The sequence below is a fragment of the Faecalibacterium sp. OF04-11AC genome (assembly GCF_003460645.1).
Taxonomy (GTDB): Bacteria; Bacillota; Clostridia; order Oscillospirales; family Ruminococcaceae; genus Faecalibacterium; species Faecalibacterium prausnitzii_I.
The window spans coordinates 1-20,884 of record NZ_QTVP01000009.1 but is presented as its reverse complement, the minus strand read 5'-3'; the positions used below and the strand labels follow the sequence as shown (position 1 = coordinate 20,884).

Here is a 20,884-nt window from a genome sequence, read left to right as displayed (position 1 = left end):
CAGGCGCTTTGCGCCAGCTCCCCTTGAAAGGGAAAGCTTAAGAGGAAAGGAGATTAAAAATGGCATTTGGGCCTATGAGCGTGGGCAGTGACGGCAGCCTGATGCTGGTGACCGACCCCACGCTGCGCCAGGAAAACATGTCCGCCGACGCAAAAGCGGTTGGCGATGCACTTGACAAAAAGCTTGACAAGACTGGTGGCACCGTGAGCGGGGACATTGCGTTCCCGGCCATCGGGGACGTGGCGAAATCGAAAAAGATCAGCTTTTCCGGCTCCACGGACGGGGCGGAAATTTACTACCAGACCACGGCGTCTGACCAGGGAAACCTGGTACTGAACCTGCTGGATGACGCGAACTGCTTTTTGCGCATTGCGCTGAACGGGGTGTTCAAGAGCTATTTCTCGTCCAGCGACGGCAATTTTCACGGAAACGTGAACGGCACGGCAGACTACGCAACCAATGCCGGGAAAGCCAACAATGTGCAGGGGTACGTGATCGCCAGCCAGAGCAGCGACCCGGGAGCGGGGAGTGCATTGGAGAGCGGCAAGGTGCTGCTGGTATATGAATAAGGAATAAACTGCTCAGTCTCGCTTAGGTTTCGAGAAAATTCAAAATGGAGGGTCCTGTCGCCCTCGTCAGGAGGATAGAACATGGAACTGATTCAGCCAGGTTACACTGCCCCGGTGGAAGAGGGGGAGAACTTTGCCACCTACGACGCCATCAGCAAAACGGTGGAGGAGCACAACCAGAATGCGGCCCCGGGCGAGAAATACTGGGGCATCAGCATCGAAAACAGCACCTACACGGTGTACGAGTACGGCGAAGTGCCCACCCCGCCCACCGAGGAAGAGCAGATGGAAACACTGCGGGCGAAAAAGCTGGAGGAAGCCTCCGACGCTTGCGAAGCTGCCATCACGGCGGGCATCGACGTGCTGTTCGGGGACGGGACGCAGGAGCATTTCTCACTGGAAGTGCCTGACCAATCCAACATCGACGGCGTGTTCAACGCTGTGATGCTGGGGGCCACGGCCTACCCCTACCACGCAGACGGAAAGCAGTGCAAGCTGTACTCCGCAGCTGACATCGTGACGCTGTACACGGCAAAACAGAGCGCCATCACCCAGCAGACCACCTATAACAACGCTTTGCGGCGGTGGATCGGCCGGGAGACGAGCCTTGAGGTGCTGAAGGGCATCTCCTATGGCGTGGAGCTGCCGGAGGACCTGAAAGCCGAGGTGGCGGACATCTTGCAGAAGGCAAAAGAGCAGGTGGAGGCCATTGCGAAGAAGCTGGAGACCTCTCAGTCTCGCTGACGCTCGCCAGCTCTCCCAAAGGGCGAGCCCTTGGCAAAGAGGGAAGGCTTGCGCAAAAAATTCAAAATGGAGCAATGGAGCGATGAAACGGGAATTTGTGAAACTATCCATCTTAGCGGCGCTGGGCGGGATGCTCTACATGGGGGTGGAGCTGCTCTGGCGGGGCCGCACCCACTGACCATGGGCATCGTGGGCGGGGTGTGCTTTGTGCTCATCGGGGGCTTAAACAACTACCTGCCTGGGAAATGCCCATCTGGAAGCAGGCGGTCTGCGGTAGCGCCCTGGTGACAGCCGTGGAGCTAGTAGCGGGGGTCATCCTGAATTTATATCTGGGCCTCGGCATTTGGGACTACTCGGGCCTGCCCTGCAACCTGCTGGGACAGATCTGCCTGCCGTTCAGCCTGCTGTGGGCGGCGCTGAGTGTGATCTGCATCTTTGTGGACGACGCGCTGCGGTGGAGGCTGTTCCACGAGGAGAAGCCGCATTACCGATGGATTTGACCTGAAACAAAGAAAAAATTTGAATGAGAGTCTACGAGAAATCGTAGGCTCTTTTTCTTTTTGGGAGAAATCAAAATGGGAAAGAATTTACTCGTGGGCGTGGGCAGCAAGGCCCGCAAAGTGAAAGCCCTGTATGTCGGCGTGGGCGGAAAGGCGAGAAAAGTCAAGAAAGCGTACGTCGGCGTTGGCGGCAAGGCCAGGCTGGTGTACCAGAGCTATGTGGCGGTGACGGGGATTGCTTTTGATCATTTGAACAGTTCCAATTACAATGATCTTTGGATCTATTTTAAGCTTACACCAACAAATGCCACGAATCGGTCAGTTACGTTCACTAAGAACAGCGGCCAAATAAGATTTACGTCATCAACAACCATGATTGCCGACAGTAATGGGTATGTTTATATACGAGCCACTGTTAGTGGAGCATTTAACACCTCCGTATGGATAACTGTTACTGCTACTGCAGCAGATGGTAAGAGCGACTACATAAAAGTAACGTTGACGAATAGAAAATGGGAAACGACATGGAGGTGAAAAACCATGAGAATCGAAAGCTATTCTCTCGCCAAGGACGGCGAGAAGAAACTGAGCGCCAACTTTAGGGTAAGAGAGTTTGCCTGCAAGGATGGCTCCAACACGATCTTCGTGTGCGATGAACTGGTGCAGCTGCTGCAGAACATCCGGGACCATTTCAACCGTCCGGTGACCATTACCAGCGCCTACCGCACGGTGACCCACAACAAGAAAGTAGGCGGCAGCCCGAAGAGCCAGCACCTGTACGGCACCGCGGCAGACATCCAGGTGAAGGACACCCCGCCTGAGTTTGTGGCCCAGTACGTCGAGACTCTGCTGCCGAACACCGGCGGCATCGGCCTGTACCCGAAGAAGAGCGGCCGGGCCAAGGGCTGGGTGCATGTGGACGTACGGAAGGCAAAAGCGCGCTGGAAAATGTGAGGGGGTGAAAGACACGCAGACATTTATCTTGGAGCACCTGGGCGAACTGGCATTCAGCGGGCTGGCCGCTGTGCTGGGGTGGCTGGGGAAGACCGTCTGGGACACTGTAAAAGAACAGAAGAACATGAAAAAGGCCATCAAGGCGCTGCTGCATGACCGACTGTACCAGAGCTCCCATTTTTACCTCAAGCAGGAATGGGTGGACATGGAGGGGCTGACGAACGTGGGCTACATCTATGAAAGCTACCACGAGCTGGGCGGCAACGGCACCGGGACGGCACTGTACAACAAGATCAAGGAACTGCCCATCCGGGACAGTTAAGAATTTTTCAAAATGGAGGAAAATGACCATGACGAAGAATATTTCGACGGGCACCATGTGCGCACGCTGTGTCTGATTCTGGCACTGGCCAACCAGCTGCTGAGTGCTTTTGGCAAGAGCCCGCTGCCCATTGATAACGCTCAGCTGGAACAGCTGGTGACGGGGCTCATCACTGTAGTGGCAGCGCTGGTGAACTGGTGGGAGAACAACTCCTTTACCCAGGAAGCGCTGGCGGCGGACGAGCTGTACAAGACGCTGCGGGAGAAGAACGCAAAGAGCGTGCATTGATATTTTAATGAAGTCTCGACGCAACAGCACACCCCCATAGGATTGACAGACGGCCCTGTAGGCTGAATCAGAGAGAAATCAAAATGGAGGGTAAATGTTGCATGAGAATGCTGGACTCTGACCGGGAATGATATTTTGCGAGCAGCAGAATGCATGGTAGATGTTGGACGGGAAGAGAATAGCAAAACGGCAAAGGCCCCTGCCAGAAACGCTGCAAAAGCGAATCTGACAGGGACTTTTGTTTTTTGACGTGGGAGAGTGCTAAAACTTTGTGAGAGGTGGAAAAGAACGGATTAACGGGGAATAAAAAGATGCTATTTATACATTTTTGAACAATAAATAGCGATAGTACGTTGATTCAATGGAACGTACACAAAAACTTAACAAAAAAATGCCCCAAACCTCTTGATTTTTACCCCGGAGATGAGTACAATACACTTAGCACTCAGAGAAATGGAGTGCTAAAGAACCGGACGACATGCAAAGAAGCGCCCGGAGTGCTAAATTGTTTTCATTATATTTTACTATAGGAGGGCAAGAACTATGAAGATCATTCCTCTTGCAGACCGCGTTGTTATCAAGACTGTTGAGGCCGAGGAGACCACCAAGAGCGGCATCATCCTGACCGGTAGTGCCAAAGAGAAGCCCCAGGTGGCTGAGGTCGTTGCGGTTGGCCCCGGCGGCGTCGTGGATGGCAAGGAAGTCAAGATGACTGTCAAGGTGGGCGATAAGGTGCTCACCAGCAAGTACTCCGGTACTGAGGTCAAGGTGGACGGCGAGGAGTGCACCATCGTGCGCCAGGGCGATATCCTGGCCGTGGTGGAAGACTGAGCAGTTTCCCCTCATCAATAAAAGAAATTCGAGCTTTATAAAAGGAGCGATTTGATTATGGCTAAGCAGATTAAGCAGGGCGAGGATGCCCGCAAGGCACTGTGCGCTGGCATTGATACGCTGGCAAACACCGTGAAGATCACCCTGGGCCCCAAGGGCCGCAACGTGGTGTTGAGCAAGAAGTTTGGCGCCCCGGTCATCACCAATGATGGCGTGACCATTGCAAAAGAGATCGAGCTGAAAGACGAGTTCGAGAACATGGGTGCACAGCTGGTGCGTGAGGTCGCTACCAAGACCAACGACGCGGCAGGCGACGGTACCACTACTGCAACCGTTCTGGCACAGGCGATGGTCACCGAGGGCATGAAGAATGTCACCGCCGGTGCAAACCCGATGGACATCCGCCGCGGCATGAGCAAGGCTGTTGCCAAGGCTGTTGAGACCATCAAGGCACACAGCCAGAAAGTCAAGGATGCCAACGACATCGCTCGTGTCGGCACCATTTCTGCTGGCGACCCTGAGATCGGCCGCCTGATCGCTGAGGCAATGGAGAAAGTCACCTCCGATGGCGTCATCACCATTGAGGAGAACAAGACCACCGCTGAGACCTACAACGAGATCGTCGAGGGTATGCAGTTTGACCGCGGCTACCTGACCCCGTATATGGTTACCGATACCGAGAAGATGGAGGCTGTCCTGGATGACGCCGCTGTCCTCATCACCGATAAGAAGATCAGCGTCATTCAGGATCTGCTGCCCCTGCTGGAGCAGGTGGTTCAGAACGGCATGAAGCTGCTCATCATTGCAGAGGACATCGAGGGCGAGGCCCTGTCCACCCTGATCGTCAACCGTCTGCGTGGCACCTTTACCGTGGTTGCTGTCAAGGCTCCCGGCTTCGGTGACCGCCGCAAGGAGATGCTGCAGGATATCGCAACCCTGACCGGCGGCACCGTCATCTCCTCTGATTTGGGCTATGAGCTGAAAGATGCAACCCTGCAGATGCTGGGCCATGCACGTCAGGTCAAGGTCACCAAGGAGAACACCACCATTGTCGGCGGTGCAGGCGACAAAGAAGCCATCCACAACCGTGTGGCTCAGATCCGCAACCAGATCGAGGCTGCTACCAGCGATTTCGACCGTGAGAAGCTGCAGGAGCGTCTGGCAAAGCTGGCCGGCGGTGTGGCTGTCATCAAGGTCGGTGCTGCTACCGAAGTCGAGATGAAAGATAAGAAGCTCCGCATTGAGGACGCTCTGAACGCAACCAAGGCTGCTGTTCAGGAAGGCGTTGTGGCCGGCGGCGGTACCGCTCCCATCAACGCCATCCCCGCTGTCCGTGAGCTGTGTGATACCCTGGAGGGTGACGAGCGCACCGGTGCCCGCATCGTCCTCAAGGCTCTGGAAGCTCCTCTGCGCCAGATCGCCAAGAACGCCGGCCTCGAGGGCAGCGTCATCATCGACAAGATCATCACTGCCAACAAGCCCAACTACGGCTTCGACGCTCAGAACGAGGTCTTCGTGGACGATATGATCGCCGCTGGCATTGTGGACCCGACCAAGGTCACTCGTTCCGCTCTGGAGAACGCAGCCTCCGTTGCTGAGATGGTCCTGACCACTGAGAGCCTGGTCGCTGACCTGCCGGAACCCCCGGCACCCGCAGCACCTGCTGGTGATATGGGCGGCATGGGCGGCATGTACTAAGTCGCAGTCGCTCCCTAAAACTGCAAATACTGTTAAGCGCACTTTTGAGGCGGAGTCTCTTCGGAGGTTCCGCCTCTTTTGCGTCTTTCTTTAAGAGCTTGACGAATGCATTCTTTCTTTTTCGTCCATACTGTAACCGGATATGGAACGGGAGAGGGGGCTTTTGATGTCGGGCCGTCGGGTGCTGGTGCTATATGGCTCACTGCTGCTTGGCTTTGCAGTGGTGCTGTGCAGGCTGTTCTGGCTTTGCTCCAACACGGCCTATGCAGCCCGGGCGGAAGCGCAGAGCACAGCCACACTAACGTTCCCGGCCCGGCGGGGCAATTTTTACGATTGCAATGGTCACCTGCTCACCGGGCTTGGGGAGCAGTGGCTGGCGCTTAGTCTGCCCGGGGAGGGAAGCTACACAAAACTTTACCCGTATGCCAGCAAGGCCGGTCAGGCAATGCTCTACCAGAAACGGAACGCCTCCCGGCCGTTTCTGGTGGAGGTGACGCGGGATGTCTCTGCAATGGGCGCGTGGTGCTATGCCGTCCCGCGCCGCTATGGGGATGCACCTTTGGCGTCGGCCCTGCTGGGCTATCTCGATGGCGAGGGGCACGGCGTCGCAGGGCTGGAGGCAGCGCTGGAGGATCTGCTCTCCGGCACCGGGGCACAGGACAAGTTGGTCTGTGCGGTCAACGCACAGGGAAAGCTCCGGAGCGGGACAGAGCCGGAGCTCGTAAAATCGGACAGCGGCGCAGTGGGGGTTCAACTGACTCTCTCCCGGTCCATCCAGCGCGCGGCAGAAGCCGTGGCGGTCCAGACGATGCAGAGCGGTTGCATTCTGGTACTGGATGCGGCCAGTGCAAAAGTGCGGGCCTGTGCCAGTACACCGGGCTTTGACCCGGAAAATGTCTCCGCCAGCCTGAATGCTCCGGACAGCCCGCTTGTGAACCGGGCATTTCAGGCCTATGCGGTGGGTTCTGTTTTCAAGCCGGTATTGGCTGCCGCGGCGCTGGAAGCGGGGAAGACGGGCCTTGTGTGGGATTGCCCGGGCTATTGCGTTGTGGATGGGCAGGTGTTCCGCTGTGCCGGAGGTGTCCCTCACGGAGAAGTGGATCTGGCAGCCGCCCTGCAGAAAAGCTGCAACGGATATTTTATCCGGCTGGGGCAGGAGCTTGGCCCGGAGCGGGTGCGGGAAATGGCTGTCCGCCTCGGCTTTGGCCGGGCGCTGAATTTGGCAGACACCCTGAGCACGGCTGCAGGTCAGCTGCCGGAGGCGGAAACACTCACATCCAGCGGGGCTTTTGCCAATTTCTGCTTTGGGCAGGGGGAGCTGTTGGCTACACCGATCCAAATTGCCGCCATGATAAACACCATTGCGGCGGGCGGTATCTGGCGGGAGCCACTCTTTCTGGAATGCACTTTGGATGAAACGACCGGTGAACCGCTGACCGCACTGGCCCACCGCGGCGCCCGGCGGGTGTTCTCTGCACAGACTGCCCGGGCATTGCGGGAGCTGCTGGCAAGTGTTGTCACGGAGGGCACGGGCCATGAGGCGGCCCCCACAGAGGGCACCGCCGCCGGGAAGACGGGCACCGCCCAGACCGGCCAGTTTGCGGCGGGAAAAGAGCTGAAAAATTACTGGTTTGCAGGCTTCTATCCGGCCCGGAACCCACGCTATACCATTGTGGTGCTGCAGGACGGCCAGACAGGCCTGTCGCGGACCAGTGCGGCCATCTTCGCGCAGGTGTGTGACGCTTTGGACGCTGCAGGGGAGTAAAATTCAATTTTGCTTGCAATTTCACACGGAGTATGATACTATATACTTGTATTTGTATGGTTGATCTTAAATTTTTGATAAATCAAAGGAGCGTTTCATCCATGTCTGTCATTGAAATCGTCGGCGGCGTCATCCTGCTCATCGTTTCTGCCGCTATCGTGTTCCTCACTCTGATGCAGCACACCCATGGTCAGGGGCTGTCCGGCGCCATCAACGGGAGTGCCTACGGCGCGAACAATGCTCGCCTGACCCCGGCCGACCAGATGCTGGCAAAGGTGACCCGCATTGCAGGCATCGTCTTCTTTGTGGTGGCGATCCTGGCCTGTGTGTTTGCAAGCCGTCTGGCCTGAGCACGCGTATGCAGCCCCGTGTAGGACGGGGCTGTTTTTCTGCCCGGAAATACCCAAAATCATTTGATGACTCGTTAGGAGAAGCTGCTGCCTCGGGGATGTGCCGCGGGCGGCAGGAGGGAAGTGCGGGAGTGTGCCCGCTGTGTGAAAAGGCTCGCAGCCCGGTGGAGGCAGAGCCGTTGGAAGTAAGGAGAAAATTATGCCGTTACGCGATAAAATTGAACATGCGATCCAAAACCAGCCCTGCACCGTCAAGGATCTGAAAGCGAAGTTTGGCGGAGACCGCGGTGCGGACCGCAAGGTGATGGAAGCACTGGACCAGCTGGTGCATGAGGCGGTCATCTGCCAGAAGCAGGGCGTGTTCTTCACCGTCCGCTCGGGCCGCGCGGAGAAAGCCCTGCTGTGCAAGGTGGTCAAGCTGGGGAAGAACTTTGCCTTTGTTATGCTGGACGATGGCACCAGTGATATCTTTATTCCGGGCCGCTTTACCCGCGGTGCCATGCCGGGCGATGAGGTGCTGGTGGAGAAGTTTGCCCACCCCCGTGTGGAGGGAAGTGATGAGGGCGAGATCCTTGCCATCCTCACCGAGAAAAATGACCTGGTTGGCACGGCCCGCCGGGTGGATGGCCGTTTGAAATTCGTCCCGGACGACTGCCCGGCCATTTCCATGCAGCTCATGCGGGATTGCGAGGCGGTGCCAAGGACGGCGACAAGGTCGCTGTGGAGATCCTCATGCGCGGCAACCGTCAGGAAGACCACCGCGTGGGTGTTGCCATGCGGTTTGGCAGCTCGGACGAGGCCAAGCGCTGCGCCAAGGCTCTGCTCTACGCCAAGGACATCCGCAGCCGTTTCCCGGATAAGGTGCGGGAAGAAGCCAAAAAGTTTGAGGACATGGCGGTTTCCGAGGCCGACTGTGAGGGCCGCATGGACCTGCGTGCCCTGCCCATCTTCACCATCGACAGCGCCGAGACCAAGGACATCGACGATGCCATCAGCCTGACCAAGACTTCTGACGGCGGCTTTGAGCTGGGCGTCCACATTGCGGATGTTTCCAATTATGTCAAGCCTGGCAGTGAGCTGGACAATGAAGCATTCAGCCGTGCTACCAGTGTTTACTATGCCGACCAGGTCGTCCCCATGCTGCCGAAGCAGCTCTCCAATGGTATCTGCTCTCTGAATGAGAAAGAGCTGCGTCTGGCGTTCTCCTGCCTCATGCGGCTGGATCAAGACGGCAACCTGACCGATTACCGTTTTGTCAAGTCCATCATCTGCAGCCGGGTCAAGGGCGTGTACTCTGAGATCAATGCCCTGCTGGCCGGGACCGCGGATGCTGAGATCAAGGCCAAGTATGCCGAGGTGCTGAACCAGCTGCCTGCCATGAAAGAGCTGTACGGTCACCGTGCCCGCCTGCGCAAGGAGCGCGGATGCATGGACATTGAGAGCGGTGAAGTCAAGCTCATCCTTGACGAGGACGGCCACTGCATCGACGTCAAGAAGCGCACCTCCGGTGAGAGCGAGTCCATGATCGAGGAATTCATGCTGCTGGCCAACCAGTGCGCGGCCCACTTTGCCCGCGTCAAGCAGATTCCCTTTGTCTACCGTGTGCACGAGGAGCCCAACGCCGAGAAGCTGGAGCGTCTGCACGCTCTGCTGCAGGCCTGCGGGATCAATGACCACTTTGCAAAAGAGGTGCCCACCCCCAAGGAGCTGAGCGCCATCCTCGAGGGCGTGCGCGGCACTCCCTATGAGCAGATCATCAACACCGGAATGCTCCGCTGCATATCCAAGGCTGTGTACGAGGAAAAGCCCAAGGGCCACTATGGTCTGGTCCTCAAGGACTACGCCCACTTTACCAGCCCCATCCGCCGTTACCCTGATCTGGCCATCCATCGCATCATGACGGATCTGCTGCAGGGCACGGACAAAGAGACCATGATCCTCCGCTACAGCGATTTTGCGGAGAAAGCCAGCAAGCAGTCCAGCGAGCGGGAGATCATTGCCATGCAGATCGAGCGCAAGGCCGAGGATTGCTATAAGGCTGAATATGCCCGCCGCCATCTGGGCGAGTGCTATGAGGGCACCATTTCCGGCGTGACCCAGCGCGGCCTGTTTGTGGAGCTGGAAAATGGTGTGGAGGGCTTTGTGCCTGCTTCCAGCCTGACCCCCTCCGGCACCAACCTCACCGAGGGCATCCGCCTCTCGGATCCCGTCTCCGGCAAGAGCTGGAGCCTGGGCGACAGCATGATGATCACCATTGTGCGTGCCGATGTCAACCTGGGCAAGGTCGATTTTGAGGTCGCTCCGGAAAAGAAATAATTACAGAAACCATCAAACACGATCAAGTGGTAAAAGCATCGGTTCCCGGCAGCACGGGAGCCGGTGCTTTTTTACTATCAAAGGCGGCGGAATGTAAAAAATTCTTACACTGCCGCCCTTTTGTTTGTTGTAGGGCGGCCCTGAGCCGGGTATACTAAGGCCACAACGATGGTGCGCGTACCGGAGAAGAGCGCACAGTTCCTACCATGCTCAGGAGGTTGATCTGATGTATTATTCCAGTGGCAATTATGAGGCATTCGCGCATCCGCGCAAACCGGAGGGGGTCGATCATAAATCGGCCTATCTTATTGGCTCGGGCCTGGCCGCTCTGACCGCGGCCTGCTATCTGGTGCGGGATGGCCAGATGAAAGGCGAGCGCATCCACATCTTTGAAAAAGACCCCATCCCAGGCGGTGCCTGCGATGGCTATAAATATGATATCGGCTATGTCATGCGGGGCGGCCGCGAGATGGACAACCACTTTGAGGTCATGTGGGATCTGCTTCGCTCTATCCCGTCGCTGGAAACCGAGGGTGCCAGCGTGCTGGATGAATATTACTGGCTGAACAAGGCGGACCCCAATTCCTCCCTTTGCCGCGCGACGGAAAAACAGGGCCAGGACGCCCACACGGATGGCAAATTTGCCATCTCGGATCAGGGCGCGCTGGAGATCATGAAACTCTTCTTCACCCCGGACGAGCAATTGCAGGATAAAAAGATCACCGATGTTTTTGACGAGGAGGTTTTCTCCTCCAACTTCTGGCTTTACTGGCGCACCATGTTTGCCTTTGAAAACTGGCACAGCGCTCTGGAAATGAAACTCTACCTCAAGCGGTATATCCACCACATCGGCGGTCTGCCGGATTTCACGGCCCTGCGTTTTACCCGGTATAACCAGTATGAGTCCATCATCCTGCCCATGACCTGTTACCTGAAAGACCACGGCGTCCAGTTCTTTTATGAGACAAAGGTAACGGATGTGCAGTTCAACATTGAGATCGGCCGCAAGCAGGCCAGCTCCATCACGGTAGACCATAAGGCCAGGTGGAGACCATCGACCTGACCGAGAACGACCTGCTTTTCATTACCAACGGCGGCTGTGTAGAAAGCTGTACCGTGGGTGCGCAGGACAAGGCGGCGGGCTTTGACCCCACCATCAAACCGGGCAATGGCTGGGATCTCTGGCGGCGGGTCGCGGCGCAGGACCCCTCGTTCGGCAACCCGGATAAGTTCTGCTCCAAACCCGAGGAATCCAACTGGGAGAGTGCGACCATCACCACGCTGGACGATACCATCCCGCAGTATATCGAAAAAATTTGCAAGCGGGATCCGTTCAGCGGCCATACCGTCACGGGCGGCATCGTCACGGTCAAGGATTCCAGCTGGCTCCTCAGCTGGACTCTCAATCGCCAACAGCAGTTCCGGGATCAGCCCAAAAACCAGCTCTGTGTCTGGGTCTACGGCCTGTTCAGCGATAAGCCCGGCGATTACGTCAAGAAATCCATGAGGGATTGCACCGGCAAGGAGATCTGCATGGAGTGGCTGTACCATCTGGGCGTGCCGACGGACAAGATCGAGGAATTGGCCGAGCACAGCGCCAACACAGTGCCGGTCATGATGCCCTATATTGATGCGTTCTTCATGCCCCGCGCCATTGGTGACCGGCCCGACGTGGTGCCGAAAGACGCTGTAAACTTCGCATTTTTGGGCCAGTTTGCCGAGACGCCGCGGGATACCATCTTCACCACGGAGTATTCCATGCGCACCGGTATGGTGGCGGTGTACAGCCTGCTCAGCATTGACCGCGGCGTGCCCGAGGTCTGGGGCAGCACCTACGATGTCCGCTGCCTGATTGATGCCGCGGTCAAGCTCCGGGACGGCAGAAAGCTCACGGATATGGAGCTGCCGTTTGTAAAGAAACTTGCCCTGAAAGAAGCGCTGCGGAAGATCGAGGGCACCGACCTTGAAAAATTCCTCAAGAAATATAACGCGATCTGATGTTTCCCAGACCTGTTTTGGGTCGTTCCTCTTTTCGGAAAAACCGGGTTCTACTCTCCTGAGGCAGGAGGCAGGGCCCGGCTTTTCTTTGCTTTTTCGAGAAAGCTTCTAAAAAGAATGTCTTTTTGTGAATGAATTTTACGCATATTTGACATTTTGCTCTTGCCGGAAGCTGCATTTTGTGTTAAGCTTAACTCAACAGTGCAGCGCAGGGGAAAGAGCCCGTCGCTGCCAAAACCGGAAAAAACAAAAGGAGGTCGTTCTTCGTGAAACGATTTATCTCTCGCCGCAGCTTTTTGAAAACCGCTGGTGTCACTACGGCTGCCGCCGCTGTGGCCGTAGGAGCTCCCTCGGCGTCTGCCTGCTTTGGCAAAGGCAAGCTGCCGGAAATCACCATCCTTTATACCAACGATGTCCATACTTACATCGACCACAAATCCCCGGAGCTGACCTATGCTTCCATCGCAGCCCTCAAGAAGAGCTATGAGGAGCAGGGCAAGAATGTGCTGCTGGTGGATGCTGGCGACCATATCCAGGGCACGGCATACGGCTCCATGGACGATGGCGCCACCATCATCCGGCTGATGAATGAGGCAGGCTATGATCTGGCCACGCCGGGCAACCATGAGTTTGACTACGGCATGGACCGCGCAAAAATGGTCCTCAAGGAAGCGGATTTTCCGTACGTTTCCTGCAACTGGATCGATCGGCGTAGCGGTCTGCGGGTCCTGCCCAGCATCAAGCTTTTCAATATCAAGGGTGCCTTTGTGGCCTTTGTGGGCATTACCACACCGGAAACCTTTACCAAGTCCACTCCGGCCTACTTCATGAACGCCAAGCAGACCCGTTATATCTATGATATCCTCGGCGGTGACGACGGTGCCAAGCTGTACGATGCCGTCCAGAAAGCCATCGACAAGGCAAAGACCCTTGGCGCGGATTATATCATCGGCCTGGGCCATCTGGGTGTCGATCCCTCGTCCGCTCCCTGGACCAGCAAGGATGTCATTGCCCACACCACCGGCTTCAACGCGTTCATCGACGGCCATTCCCACACGGTGATGGCGGGTGAGACGGTTGCCGATGCCGCAGGTACCCCTGTGTTACTGACCCAGACCGGCTCCTACTTTAAGAATATCGGCTGTATGACCATCAACCCAGAGAGTGCTGTAGGCACCATTACCACCACGCTCATCTCCACCTATGAGGGCGCGGACCCGGTGGTGGATGCCATTGCCAAAGAGTGGGTCGCCGATGTGGACGATATGCTGGGCGAGGAAATCGCAGTGGGCGACGGCGAGTTCTATATCAGCGATGCAGAGACCGGCAAGCGCCGCATCCGCTCGGCAGAGACCAACCTCGGCGACTTTGTGGCCGACGGCATCTACGCCTACTTCAATGAGATCGAAGAGCTGCACTGCGATATCGCGGTCATGAACGGCGGCGGCATCCGTGCCGATGTCCCGGCAGGTGCCTGGAGCTTCAAGACCTGCAAGACGGTCAGCCCCTTTGGCAACGTGGCCTGTCTGATGTCCGTGACGGGCAAGCAGATCCAGGACGCTCTGGAGTTTGCCGCCCGCTTTGCAGGCTCCGGCCAGGAGAACGGCGGTTTCCTGCATGTGGCAGGCGCGACCTATGAGATCCACACCGAGATCCCCAATACCGTCCCCACCGACGAGAAGAACGTCTGGATGGGCAGCGCCACCGGCACGCCGCGCGTCCAGAACGTCAAGATCTATGACAAGGTCCTGGGTGATTATGTCCCGTTGGATCCGGAGCGGAAATACGCTCTGGCCGGCATGAACTACACTCTGCGCAATCTGGGCGACGGTTTTGCCATGTTTGATGGCGCAGAGCTCATCAAGGACTATGTCTCCGAGGATTATCTGGTCATGTCCAGCTATGCCATGATGTTTGGCGGCGCGGATGGCGATGGTTTGCCGCACCTCACCAGCGCCAACAGCCCGCTGGCCGATTACCCGGGCTACCTGCTGGATTATGAGAATCCCTATGGTGCAGGCCGCATCACGATCCTCTGAGCCTCTGTAAAATCAGAAAATTCAAGATAAGATAGCATAAGGCCCCTGCTTCCGCGAAACCGGAGGCAGGGGCCTTTGCATGTGCAGGTTGGATTTAGGAGACGAACTGCTTCATAAATGCAATATCGCTGGCCGCGCGGGCAGGTACGGCTTCCTCCCGCAGTACCGGGAGCGATGCCTGCGGCATCTGGCGCAGCATTTCAAAACCGCCTGCATAGTCCACGCAGGAGTCTTCGAGGCTGGTGGAGTAGAGGGTGCCGTCCGGCTGGAAATTCTGGCCCTTGAAATGGACCGCCACGATTTTATCGCCATACCAGCTGCCCACTTTGTCCCACAGGCGGCGCTGGGCGTCCACGGAAGCATTCTCCGGGCCGACATAGTTGGCAAAATCGCAGATGACCCGCAGGTTGGGGCTTGCCATCGTGTCCAGCACCATCTTGACGGCCTCCGGGGTGTTCATGGCATGGTAGTAAACGCACTCCACGGCAAACAGCACGCCCTGTTCTTCGCAGGCTGGCAGAATCTCACCCAGGCTCCGCAGCAGCGCTTCCTGGGCCTCTTTCCGGCTGATACCCGGCTGTTTTGCCATATTGGTGGTCTCGCTGCCCATGCAGCCAGCGCCCAGTGCTTTTGCTACGGGGATCTGGCTCAACACTTTGGCCACTTCCGCTTTGCGTTTATCCTCATCGGCATAGCTCAGCTCCACATAGGTGCCGTCTACAGCAATGCCGACGTTGGAAGCTTTGGATGCCACACGGGCAGTCTCTACCAGGGAGGGGGTCACATCGGCATAGCTTTTAACGCCCTCAATGGCCTTGGTAAACGCCAGCTGTGTGCAGCGGAAACCTGCCTGCCCGATGGCAGAAAACAGCGCTTCCGGGGTCTGACGGCCAAAATCATGGCCGCGTGCTCCAATGATAAATTCCGGCATGGTCGTTCCTCCTTAACAGGGTGTTCTGCTTACCCAAAAATACGCTGGGCAAACATGCCCAGCTCTTTGCCCCACCAGTACCAGTCGTGGGAGACATCATTGCCCCACAGCTCTACATGGCAGGGGAGGACGGCAGCTTCCAGCGCGGCCTGCAGCGCTTTGGTGTCCGCGCGAGCATCGTCTTCGTAAGCGCCCTGCCCGGCACAGAGCAACAGGCTGTTTTCCTCAGCCTTGGAAAGGGCAGCGGCGTTGTAAATGCCCTTTTCAGCCAGTGCGTTCAGCGGGCTGTTGCGCAGGATGAGGTCATCGGCCTCACTGCCCATAAAACGGCTCATGTCATACAGGCCGGAGAGGCCGATGGCACCCGCAAACAGCTCCGGGCGGCGCAGACGGCAGTTGATGGCCTGATAAGCGCCCGTGTCCACGCCTGCGCACCAGAGCACCGGGGTGGATGCGGCCTTAGCCGCTTTCTCGTCCGCTTCTGTCTTGGGTTCGTCGGCGGTCAGGGCCAGGATGTGGGGAGCCAGCTCGGTGGTCAGGTAGAGGAAATACTTCTCCTGCATCTCGGCCCGGCGGCGGGGAGTGGAATTCCCGGCCAGCAGGCTCTCGCCGTCAATGCTGTCGGCACAAAAAAGCTGTACCTTGCCCGCGTGGAGCAGGCTGGCCACGGCTTCGGGCATCCCGTTGTTCTCCCAATCGTAAAAGCGGCCGCCCCGGGCAGGCAGTGCCAGCACCGGCACGCCGCTGTGGCCGTAGCGCTTAAACTCCATGGCGCGGTCCAGCACCGCGCTCCATTCCTTATAATAAATACCATCCATGGTGGCATCCTCCTGTTACACAAACTGATTCCGCGCTGCGTCGTATTCGTACCCCACAGCGGCAAGGCTGGCGCAGAGCGCTGTCTGATCCGCATCCAGGTCGTCACACAGCGCATCCAGGCTGGGGTAAAAATCCCGCAGTTTCAAATTGACCACGCTCAACAGCATGATGGGGTCGCTGGGCAATGCCATTTGGTGTCCCTCCCTGTAAAAATTAGAACAAAAAAGCCGGCCACTCGACAAAGTGACCGGCAACATGCATCAACTTAGACAGCGCGGGTAACTTTGCCAGCGCGCAGGCAGCGGGAGCATGCGTAGATATACTTGGGAGAACCCTCCACGACCGCCTTGACACGACGGACATTCGGCTTCCAGGTACGGTTGGAACGGCGATGGGAGTGGGAAACCTTGATACCAAAGGTAACGCCCTTGCCGCAGCATTCACATTTTGCCATGGTAGTTGCACCTCCTAGCAGTGAAATAAGGAATTCAAAATAATCAGCTTGACTATTTTACCAGAGAACGCCGCAAAAAGCAAGTCCCTTTTTGATTTTTTTGCGGCTTTTTTTCAAGAGGCTCCAAATGCTTGCCGAAACGGCAAAAAAATAGTACAATAAAACTGTATATTATTTTGCTGATTGGAGAAAGACATGACGGCACAGGGACTCTATTACCTCATCCGTACACTGGTGGCGTTGGTGGCCATCCCGTTCCACGAGGCCGGACACGCACTGGCGGCCTGGCTGCTGGGGGATGATACTGCCAAGCGGGAGGGGCGGCTCTCGCTCAACCCGCTCAAACATTTTGACCTGCTGGGCACGCTGTGCATGGTGTTTGCCGGAGTGGGCTGGGCAAAGCCCGTTTCTACCGACCCGCGCAATTTTAAAAATCCGAAGTGGGGCATGGCTCTTACCGCGCTGGCCGGCCCGGTGGCAAATCTGCTGCTGGCGTATCTGGCCATGGTGGCCTGGAAGCTTCTGTATTATTGGGCCCCGATCACGGAAGGAACGGTTCTCGTGGCACGCTTCCTCCAATACTTGGTGTATATGGATGTAGGGCTGGCCGTGTTCAACCTCATTCCGGTGCCTCCGCTGGATGGCAGCCGCATCCTGCTGGCAGTACTGCCTCAGCGCGTTTATTTTGGGGTGATGAAGTATGAGCGGGTCATCCTTATCATTGTGCTGGCCGCCGTGTGGGGCGTTTTCTGGACGGCCCTCTCAGTGTGCTGAACGATCTGGTCTGGAACCTGCTGGACCTGGGCACATTCTACATTGACCGCATCGCATACGCCGCTTATTATGCCAGCCTTGGGGCGGTGATCTGATGGCCGACGAACTGACGTTCCACCTCGAAGATTTCGATGGCCCGCTGGAGCTGCTGCTGGCACTGGTGGCCAAGCACAAGATGGACCTGCACCATATTCCGATCCTGACCCTCATTGACCAGTACACCCGCACGGTAGAAGCAGCACAGGCGGCTGACCCGGAGATCGCCAGCGCGTTCATTGAGATGGCGGCCCATCTGGTGGAGATGAAAAGCTATCTGCTCCTGCCCCGCAGCGAAGAGGGTGAGCGGATGAAGCAGGAGCTTACCGGGCAGCTCATTGAGTACGAGCAGTGCCGCCGGATGGCCGCGCGGCTGCGGGAGCGGGGAGAGGCAGCTCCGGTCTTTGTCCGCTGCCCGGTCCAGCTGGAGTGGGACCAGACCTACCTGCTGCATCACTCTCCGCAGGTGCTGGCAGACTGCTGGCAGGCCCTGATGGGGCGTACCGCTCTGCGCCGGATGCCCACGCGGGAGCAGTTTGAACCGCTGGTGTCCGCGCCGCAGGTGTCGGTCAGCAGCCGGGTGGTGTATATCCTGCGCCAGCTCATTGCGGGCGGCGCGGCAAGGATGAACCAGCTGTTCTCCCGCCGCCAGACCCGCGGCACCAACGTGGCAACCTTTCTGGCCCTGCTGGAACTGGTGCGCGGCGGGCGGGTACAGCTGGGCCCGACGGGCGAAATGACCATGCACCGCGGCCATCTGAGCCGCAAAAAGGAGATTAAATGAACCAGAAACAGATCCGGGCGGCAGTAGAGGCCATGCTGTTTGCAGCAGCTGATCCCATCAGCGCGGACAAACTGGCACAGGCAGTGCAGCTGCCTCAGGCCAGTGTGGAAGCGGCACTGGAAGACCTGCGCACCCGTTACCAGCGGGAGGACAGCGGCTTGTGCCTGCTCCATCTGGATACCCGCTGGCAGCTCTCGACCAAAGCGGAGTGGGCCGATTGCATCCGCCGCCTGTTGGATGCCCGCCGCGCGGTACCGCTGGGGCCCGCCGCAATGGAAGCTCTGACCGTCATTGCCTATAACCAGCCTGTCTCTCGTGCATTCATCGAGCAGGTGCGCGGCGTGGATTCATCGTCCAGCGTGACCAGCCTGCTGGAAAAGGGCCTGATCGAAGAGGCAGGCCGTCTGGACCTGCCGGGCCGCCCGGTCAGCTTCCGTACGACCGATGTCTTCCTACGGTGCTTTGGCCTGTCCAGCCTGGCGGACCTGCCTCCGGTGCACAGCGCGGAGGATGAAACAACAAAAACAGAGGAGGCAAACGAATGAGTGTGCTGCTGGCGCTCTTTTCCGCACTGGGGGCGGTGCTGCTTTTTCTATTAAAGTTGGTTGGCATCCTGCTGCTGATCGGGATGGTTTTATTGGCGCTGGTACTGTTCTGCCCGTTCTGTGCCGATGTGCAGTGGGAGCAGGGCGTCTTCACCGTAAAAGCAGGGGCACTGGGCCTTGCATTTCCGGTGTTCCAGTATCCGAAGCCCGAGCCTGCCGAACCAGAAGAACCCAAGGGCCCGCTTGGTAAACTGAAAGCAAAATTCCGCGCCTGGCGTGCGGAACGCAAAGCGAAAAAGGCGGCGGCAAAAGCAGCAAAACCCGCAAAGCCGAAAAAAGAAACGCCTCCCCGCAAAAAGGCAAAACTCACCCTCAACATCATCTGTACGATGCTGCGGGGAGCCGGGCGGCTGACCCGGGCGATCTTCGGGGCGCTGCGGCTTACCAAAATCCGCATCTGCCTTGGTGTCCGGGGAGAAGACCCCGCGCAGGCGGCCCGCACCTATGGCAAGCTGAACGCCTGGCTCTACACCTCACTGGGTGTTCTGGATCGCTTTATCTTCCTGGATTTTGAGGAGCTGCGCCTCCTGCCGGATTTCGGCAGTGCGGAGCCCACCGTGGAAGACCGGGTCTCGTTCCGGGTATCGGCGCGGCTGTTTTTCATCGTTTGTGCCGCTGTGCGCGTTCTTTACGAGTTCTGGCGCGAAAAAGTGCTGGACGTGTTCATCTGATTTATGTTACAATAGCACTGTATGGTGAATACTGTAGGGTGCATTTGTTCCCGTGCACTGCCGCAGGCGGGGCAGGGGAGAGATCCCACAAAAATAAGAGGAGGCCGATTTTATGGCTGAGCATCCGATTCAAGGTTTAATGAACGTGACGATGGATAAGATCCGCCAGATGGCAGATTCCAACACCATCATCGGCAAACCCATCCAGACCGAGGATGGCACCACCATCCTCCCGGTGTCCAAGGTGTCGTTTGGCTTTGCTTCCGCAGGAACGGATTTTGACGGCAAGAATGCCGCGAACAAGGATCTGTTTGGCGGCGGAGCCGGTGCGGGCGTCAACATCCAGCCCGTGGCGTTCCTCATCGTCAAGGATGGCTGCGTCCGCACCATCCAGCTGTCCGATGGCACCAATACTGTGGACCGCGCCTTGACCATGATCCCCGAGCTGGTGGAAAAGGTCAGCGCTCTGCTGAAGAAAGACGAAGTGCCCGCTGCAGCAGAAGAAACCAAACCGGCACAGTAACCCGCCGTGCCTGCGGAGATTTCCTGATGATAGAAATGATAGGAACCCCCCGCAGCCGTAACCACCGCGCACTCGCAGCAGAGTGCGCTTTTGAGCGCCGGGAGGCGCACAAGGAGAACTACTATGGCAGAAGAACGTATTCAGAAGATCATGAGCGAGCAGGGGCTGTGCTCCCGCCGTGCGGCCGAGCAGATCATTGCCGAGGGCCGCGTCAAGGTCAACGGCCACCCCGTCAAGGTGGGCGACAAGATGGACCCCAACCGTGATGTGCTGCATGTGGATGATGAGCGCATCTACATCCAGAAAAATCAGCAGCTCTATTATCTGGCCCTGTACAAGCCCCGCGGCTATGTCACCACCGCCAGCGATGAGCTGGGCCGCAAGACCGTCATGGAGCTGGTGAGCGATATCCCGGCCCGCCTGTACCCGGTGGGCCGCCTGGATAAGGACAGCGAGGGCCTGCTGTTGATGACCAACGACGGTGCCTTTGCACAGGCGGTCACCCACCCTTCGGGCGGCATCTCCAAGCTGTACCGCGTGACCGTCCAGCCCCGCGCCGATGAGGCGCAGCTCCTGAAAATGAGCTCCGGCGTCGTGCTGGACGATGGCACCAAGACCATGCCCTGTGCCATCAATGTCGTCACCGATGAGCCGGGCCGCACCGTCATGGAAATGACCCTGAAAGAGGGCAAAAACCGTGAGATCCGCCGGATGTGCGAGGCTGTGGGCCTTGAGGTCGTCCGCCTCAAGCGGAACGCCGAGGGCGTTGTCAAGCTGGGAATGCTCAAGCCGGGCACTTACCGTGAGCTGACCAAGGCGGAAGTCAACGGCCTGCGTGCCGCAGCGGCCAAGGGCCGTGCCCAGACCCGCTCGGCTGCCCTGCAGTCCAGAGCCGCAGAGCGCCGCCCCCGCG

At 57.8% G+C, this 20,884-nt stretch carries 23 protein-coding genes and 2 pseudogenes; 21 read left to right on the top strand and 4 right to left on the bottom strand.

The features are described from left to right. The first annotated feature begins 59 nt into the window (after nt 1–59). The 15 genes and pseudogenes from DXA70_RS06280 (at nt 60) to DXA70_RS06215 (ending at nt 14,374) form a co-directional block, all read left to right on the top strand. Complete coding sequence (locus tag DXA70_RS06280) at nt 60–569, top strand: hypothetical protein (protein ID WP_128117925.1); 510 nt, start codon at nt 60–62, stop codon at nt 567–569. Nucleotides 570–650: 81 nt separating this feature from the next. Further along, nucleotides 651–1,313, top strand: coding sequence for a hypothetical protein (locus DXA70_RS06275; RefSeq protein WP_128117924.1), 663 nt, complete (start codon nt 651–653; stop codon nt 1,311–1,313). A gap of 245 nt (nt 1,314–1,558) precedes the next feature. Beyond that, nucleotides 1,559–1,813 carry a hypothetical protein gene (locus DXA70_RS15365; RefSeq protein WP_347553505.1) on the top strand — a complete coding sequence of 85 codons (255 nt, stop codon included), beginning with the start codon at nt 1,559–1,561 and terminating at the stop codon, nt 1,811–1,813. 75 nt (nt 1,814–1,888) lie between these two features. Next, nucleotides 1,889–2,347 (top strand): hypothetical protein, encoded by a 459-nt coding sequence (locus tag DXA70_RS06265; protein WP_128117923.1) that lies wholly within the window; start codon nt 1,889–1,891, stop codon nt 2,345–2,347. 6 nt (nt 2,348–2,353) lie between these two features. Then, complete coding sequence (locus tag DXA70_RS06260; RefSeq protein WP_128117922.1) at nt 2,354–2,767, top strand: D-Ala-D-Ala carboxypeptidase family metallohydrolase; 414 nt, start codon at nt 2,354–2,356, stop codon at nt 2,765–2,767. Between the two features lie 4 nt (nt 2,768–2,771). Continuing rightward, nucleotides 2,772–3,089 (top strand): hypothetical protein, encoded by a 318-nt coding sequence (locus tag DXA70_RS06255; protein WP_128117921.1) that lies wholly within the window; start codon nt 2,772–2,774, stop codon nt 3,087–3,089. A 12-nt stretch (nt 3,090–3,101) separates the two neighbouring features. Beyond that, on the top strand, nt 3,102–3,377 hold the full coding sequence (locus DXA70_RS06250) for a phage holin (RefSeq protein WP_128117920.1): 276 nt from the start codon (nt 3,102–3,104) through the stop codon (nt 3,375–3,377). A gap of 543 nt (nt 3,378–3,920) precedes the next feature. Further along, nucleotides 3,921–4,208 (top strand): co-chaperone GroES, encoded by a 288-nt coding sequence (locus DXA70_RS06245; RefSeq protein ID WP_022256782.1) that lies wholly within the window; start codon nt 3,921–3,923, stop codon nt 4,206–4,208. 57 nt (nt 4,209–4,265) lie between these two features. Beyond that, entirely contained in the window at nt 4,266–5,906 is a 1,641-nt protein-coding gene (groL, locus tag DXA70_RS06240; protein ID WP_128117919.1) for a chaperonin GroEL, read from the top strand. Between the two features lie 166 nt (nt 5,907–6,072). Then, a complete protein-coding gene (locus tag DXA70_RS06235; protein WP_128118007.1) occupies nt 6,073–7,671 on the top strand; it encodes a penicillin-binding protein 2 in 1,599 nt (532 codons plus the stop codon). Nucleotides 7,672–7,772: 101 nt separating this feature from the next. Continuing rightward, nucleotides 7,773–8,021 carry a preprotein translocase subunit SecG gene (gene secG, locus DXA70_RS06230; protein ID WP_022257266.1) on the top strand — a complete coding sequence of 83 codons (249 nt, stop codon included), beginning with the start codon at nt 7,773–7,775 and terminating at the stop codon, nt 8,019–8,021. Between the two features lie 199 nt (nt 8,022–8,220). After that, nucleotides 8,221–8,538: pseudogene (locus DXA70_RS15360) on the top strand (ribonuclease R); the annotation flags it as partial. A 215-nt stretch (nt 8,539–8,753) separates the two neighbouring features. Then, on the top strand, nt 8,754–10,337 hold the full coding sequence (locus tag DXA70_RS06225) for a VacB/RNase II family 3'-5' exoribonuclease (RefSeq protein WP_243001170.1): 1,584 nt from the start codon (nt 8,754–8,756) through the stop codon (nt 10,335–10,337). Nucleotides 10,338–10,563: 226 nt separating this feature from the next. Then, nucleotides 10,564–12,335, top strand: a pseudogene (locus tag DXA70_RS06220) (oleate hydratase). 266 nt (nt 12,336–12,601) lie between these two features. Beyond that, on the top strand, nt 12,602–14,374 hold the full coding sequence (locus DXA70_RS06215) for a bifunctional UDP-sugar hydrolase/5'-nucleotidase (RefSeq protein ID WP_128117918.1): 1,773 nt from the start codon (nt 12,602–12,604) through the stop codon (nt 14,372–14,374). Between the two features lie 94 nt (nt 14,375–14,468). On the opposite strand, the gene DXA70_RS06210 is transcribed toward DXA70_RS06215, so the two are convergent. The 4 genes from DXA70_RS06210 to rpmB all read right to left on the bottom strand — a co-directional run bounded on the left by DXA70_RS06210 (nt 14,469) and on the right by rpmB (nt 16,578). After that, nucleotides 14,469–15,305: a sugar phosphate isomerase/epimerase gene (locus DXA70_RS06210; RefSeq protein WP_128117917.1), complete on the bottom strand. Its 837-nt coding sequence runs from the start codon at nt 15,303–15,305 to the stop codon at nt 14,469–14,471. 29 nt (nt 15,306–15,334) lie between these two features. Continuing rightward, nucleotides 15,335–16,123, bottom strand: a complete 789-nt coding sequence (locus DXA70_RS06205; RefSeq protein WP_128117916.1) for a hypothetical protein — start codon at nt 16,121–16,123, stop codon at nt 15,335–15,337. 15 nt (nt 16,124–16,138) lie between these two features. After that, on the bottom strand, nt 16,139–16,315 hold the full coding sequence (locus tag DXA70_RS06200; protein ID WP_022257260.1) for a DUF4250 domain-containing protein: 177 nt from the start codon (nt 16,313–16,315) through the stop codon (nt 16,139–16,141). A 74-nt stretch (nt 16,316–16,389) separates the two neighbouring features. Then, on the bottom strand, nt 16,390–16,578 hold the full coding sequence (gene rpmB, locus DXA70_RS06195; protein ID WP_005932647.1) for a 50S ribosomal protein L28: 189 nt from the start codon (nt 16,576–16,578) through the stop codon (nt 16,390–16,392). 195 nt (nt 16,579–16,773) lie between these two features. On the opposite strand from rpmB, the gene DXA70_RS06190 reads away from it, so the two are divergent. The 6 genes from DXA70_RS06190 to DXA70_RS06165 form a co-directional block, all read left to right on the top strand. After that, nucleotides 16,774–17,352, top strand: a complete 579-nt coding sequence (locus DXA70_RS06190; RefSeq protein WP_243001169.1) for a site-2 protease family protein — start codon at nt 16,774–16,776, stop codon at nt 17,350–17,352. 94 nt (nt 17,353–17,446) lie between these two features. Beyond that, nucleotides 17,447–18,172 (top strand): segregation/condensation protein A, encoded by a 726-nt coding sequence (locus DXA70_RS06185; RefSeq protein WP_128117915.1) that lies wholly within the window; start codon nt 17,447–17,449, stop codon nt 18,170–18,172. Further along, nucleotides 18,169–18,717, top strand: coding sequence for an SMC-Scp complex subunit ScpB (gene scpB, locus DXA70_RS06180; RefSeq protein ID WP_128117914.1), 549 nt, complete (start codon nt 18,169–18,171; stop codon nt 18,715–18,717). Before DXA70_RS06185 ends, scpB begins: the two co-directional genes overlap by 4 nt. After that, a complete protein-coding gene (locus DXA70_RS06175) occupies nt 18,714–19,448 on the top strand; it encodes a DUF2953 domain-containing protein (protein WP_243001167.1) in 735 nt (244 codons plus the stop codon). The genes scpB and DXA70_RS06175 overlap by 4 nt, the downstream gene beginning before the upstream one ends. Before the next feature lie 112 nt (nt 19,449–19,560). Next, a complete protein-coding gene (gene ytfJ, locus DXA70_RS06170) occupies nt 19,561–19,971 on the top strand; it encodes a GerW family sporulation protein (protein WP_022257255.1) in 411 nt (136 codons plus the stop codon). A 123-nt stretch (nt 19,972–20,094) separates the two neighbouring features. Then, nucleotides 20,095–20,884: pseudouridine synthase (locus DXA70_RS06165; RefSeq protein ID WP_147341636.1), on the top strand; the 790-nt coding region annotated here is incomplete at its 3' end.

Excerpts from the sequence above, each read along its gene's own strand:
- DXA70_RS06225 (WP_243001170.1), top strand. The coding sequence starts at position 8,754 with ATGCGCGGCAACCGTCAGGAAGACCACCGCGTGGGTGTTGCCATGCGG.
- DXA70_RS06175 (WP_243001167.1), top strand. The coding sequence starts at position 18,714 with ATGAGTGTGCTGCTGGCGCTCTTTTCCGCACTGGGGGCGGTGCTGCTT.
- DXA70_RS06190 (WP_243001169.1), top strand. The coding sequence starts at position 16,774 with ATGACGGCACAGGGACTCTATTACCTCATCCGTACACTGGTGGCGTTG.
- DXA70_RS06235 (WP_128118007.1), top strand. The coding sequence starts at position 6,073 with ATGTCGGGCCGTCGGGTGCTGGTGCTATATGGCTCACTGCTGCTTGGC.
- ytfJ (WP_022257255.1), top strand. The coding sequence starts at position 19,561 with ATGGCTGAGCATCCGATTCAAGGTTTAATGAACGTGACGATGGATAAG.
- secG (WP_022257266.1), top strand. The coding sequence starts at position 7,773 with ATGTCTGTCATTGAAATCGTCGGCGGCGTCATCCTGCTCATCGTTTCT.
- DXA70_RS15365 (WP_347553505.1), top strand. The coding sequence starts at position 1,559 with ATGCCCATCTGGAAGCAGGCGGTCTGCGGTAGCGCCCTGGTGACAGCC.
- scpB (WP_128117914.1), top strand. The coding sequence starts at position 18,169 with ATGAACCAGAAACAGATCCGGGCGGCAGTAGAGGCCATGCTGTTTGCA.
- DXA70_RS06185 (WP_128117915.1), top strand. The coding sequence starts at position 17,447 with ATGGCCGACGAACTGACGTTCCACCTCGAAGATTTCGATGGCCCGCTG.
- DXA70_RS06275 (WP_128117924.1), top strand. The coding sequence starts at position 651 with ATGGAACTGATTCAGCCAGGTTACACTGCCCCGGTGGAAGAGGGGGAG.
- DXA70_RS06210 (WP_128117917.1), bottom strand. The coding sequence starts at position 15,305 with ATGCCGGAATTTATCATTGGAGCACGCGGCCATGATTTTGGCCGTCAG.
- DXA70_RS06280 (WP_128117925.1), top strand. The coding sequence starts at position 60 with ATGGCATTTGGGCCTATGAGCGTGGGCAGTGACGGCAGCCTGATGCTG.
- DXA70_RS06250 (WP_128117920.1), top strand. The coding sequence starts at position 3,102 with ATGGAGGAAAATGACCATGACGAAGAATATTTCGACGGGCACCATGTG.
- DXA70_RS06245 (WP_022256782.1), top strand. The coding sequence starts at position 3,921 with ATGAAGATCATTCCTCTTGCAGACCGCGTTGTTATCAAGACTGTTGAG.
- groL (WP_128117919.1), top strand. The coding sequence starts at position 4,266 with ATGGCTAAGCAGATTAAGCAGGGCGAGGATGCCCGCAAGGCACTGTGC.
- rpmB (WP_005932647.1), bottom strand. The coding sequence starts at position 16,578 with ATGGCAAAATGTGAATGCTGCGGCAAGGGCGTTACCTTTGGTATCAAG.
- DXA70_RS06260 (WP_128117922.1), top strand. The coding sequence starts at position 2,354 with ATGAGAATCGAAAGCTATTCTCTCGCCAAGGACGGCGAGAAGAAACTG.
- DXA70_RS06200 (WP_022257260.1), bottom strand. The coding sequence starts at position 16,315 with ATGGCATTGCCCAGCGACCCCATCATGCTGTTGAGCGTGGTCAATTTG.
- DXA70_RS06265 (WP_128117923.1), top strand. The coding sequence starts at position 1,889 with ATGGGAAAGAATTTACTCGTGGGCGTGGGCAGCAAGGCCCGCAAAGTG.
- DXA70_RS06205 (WP_128117916.1), bottom strand. The coding sequence starts at position 16,123 with ATGGATGGTATTTATTATAAGGAATGGAGCGCGGTGCTGGACCGCGCC.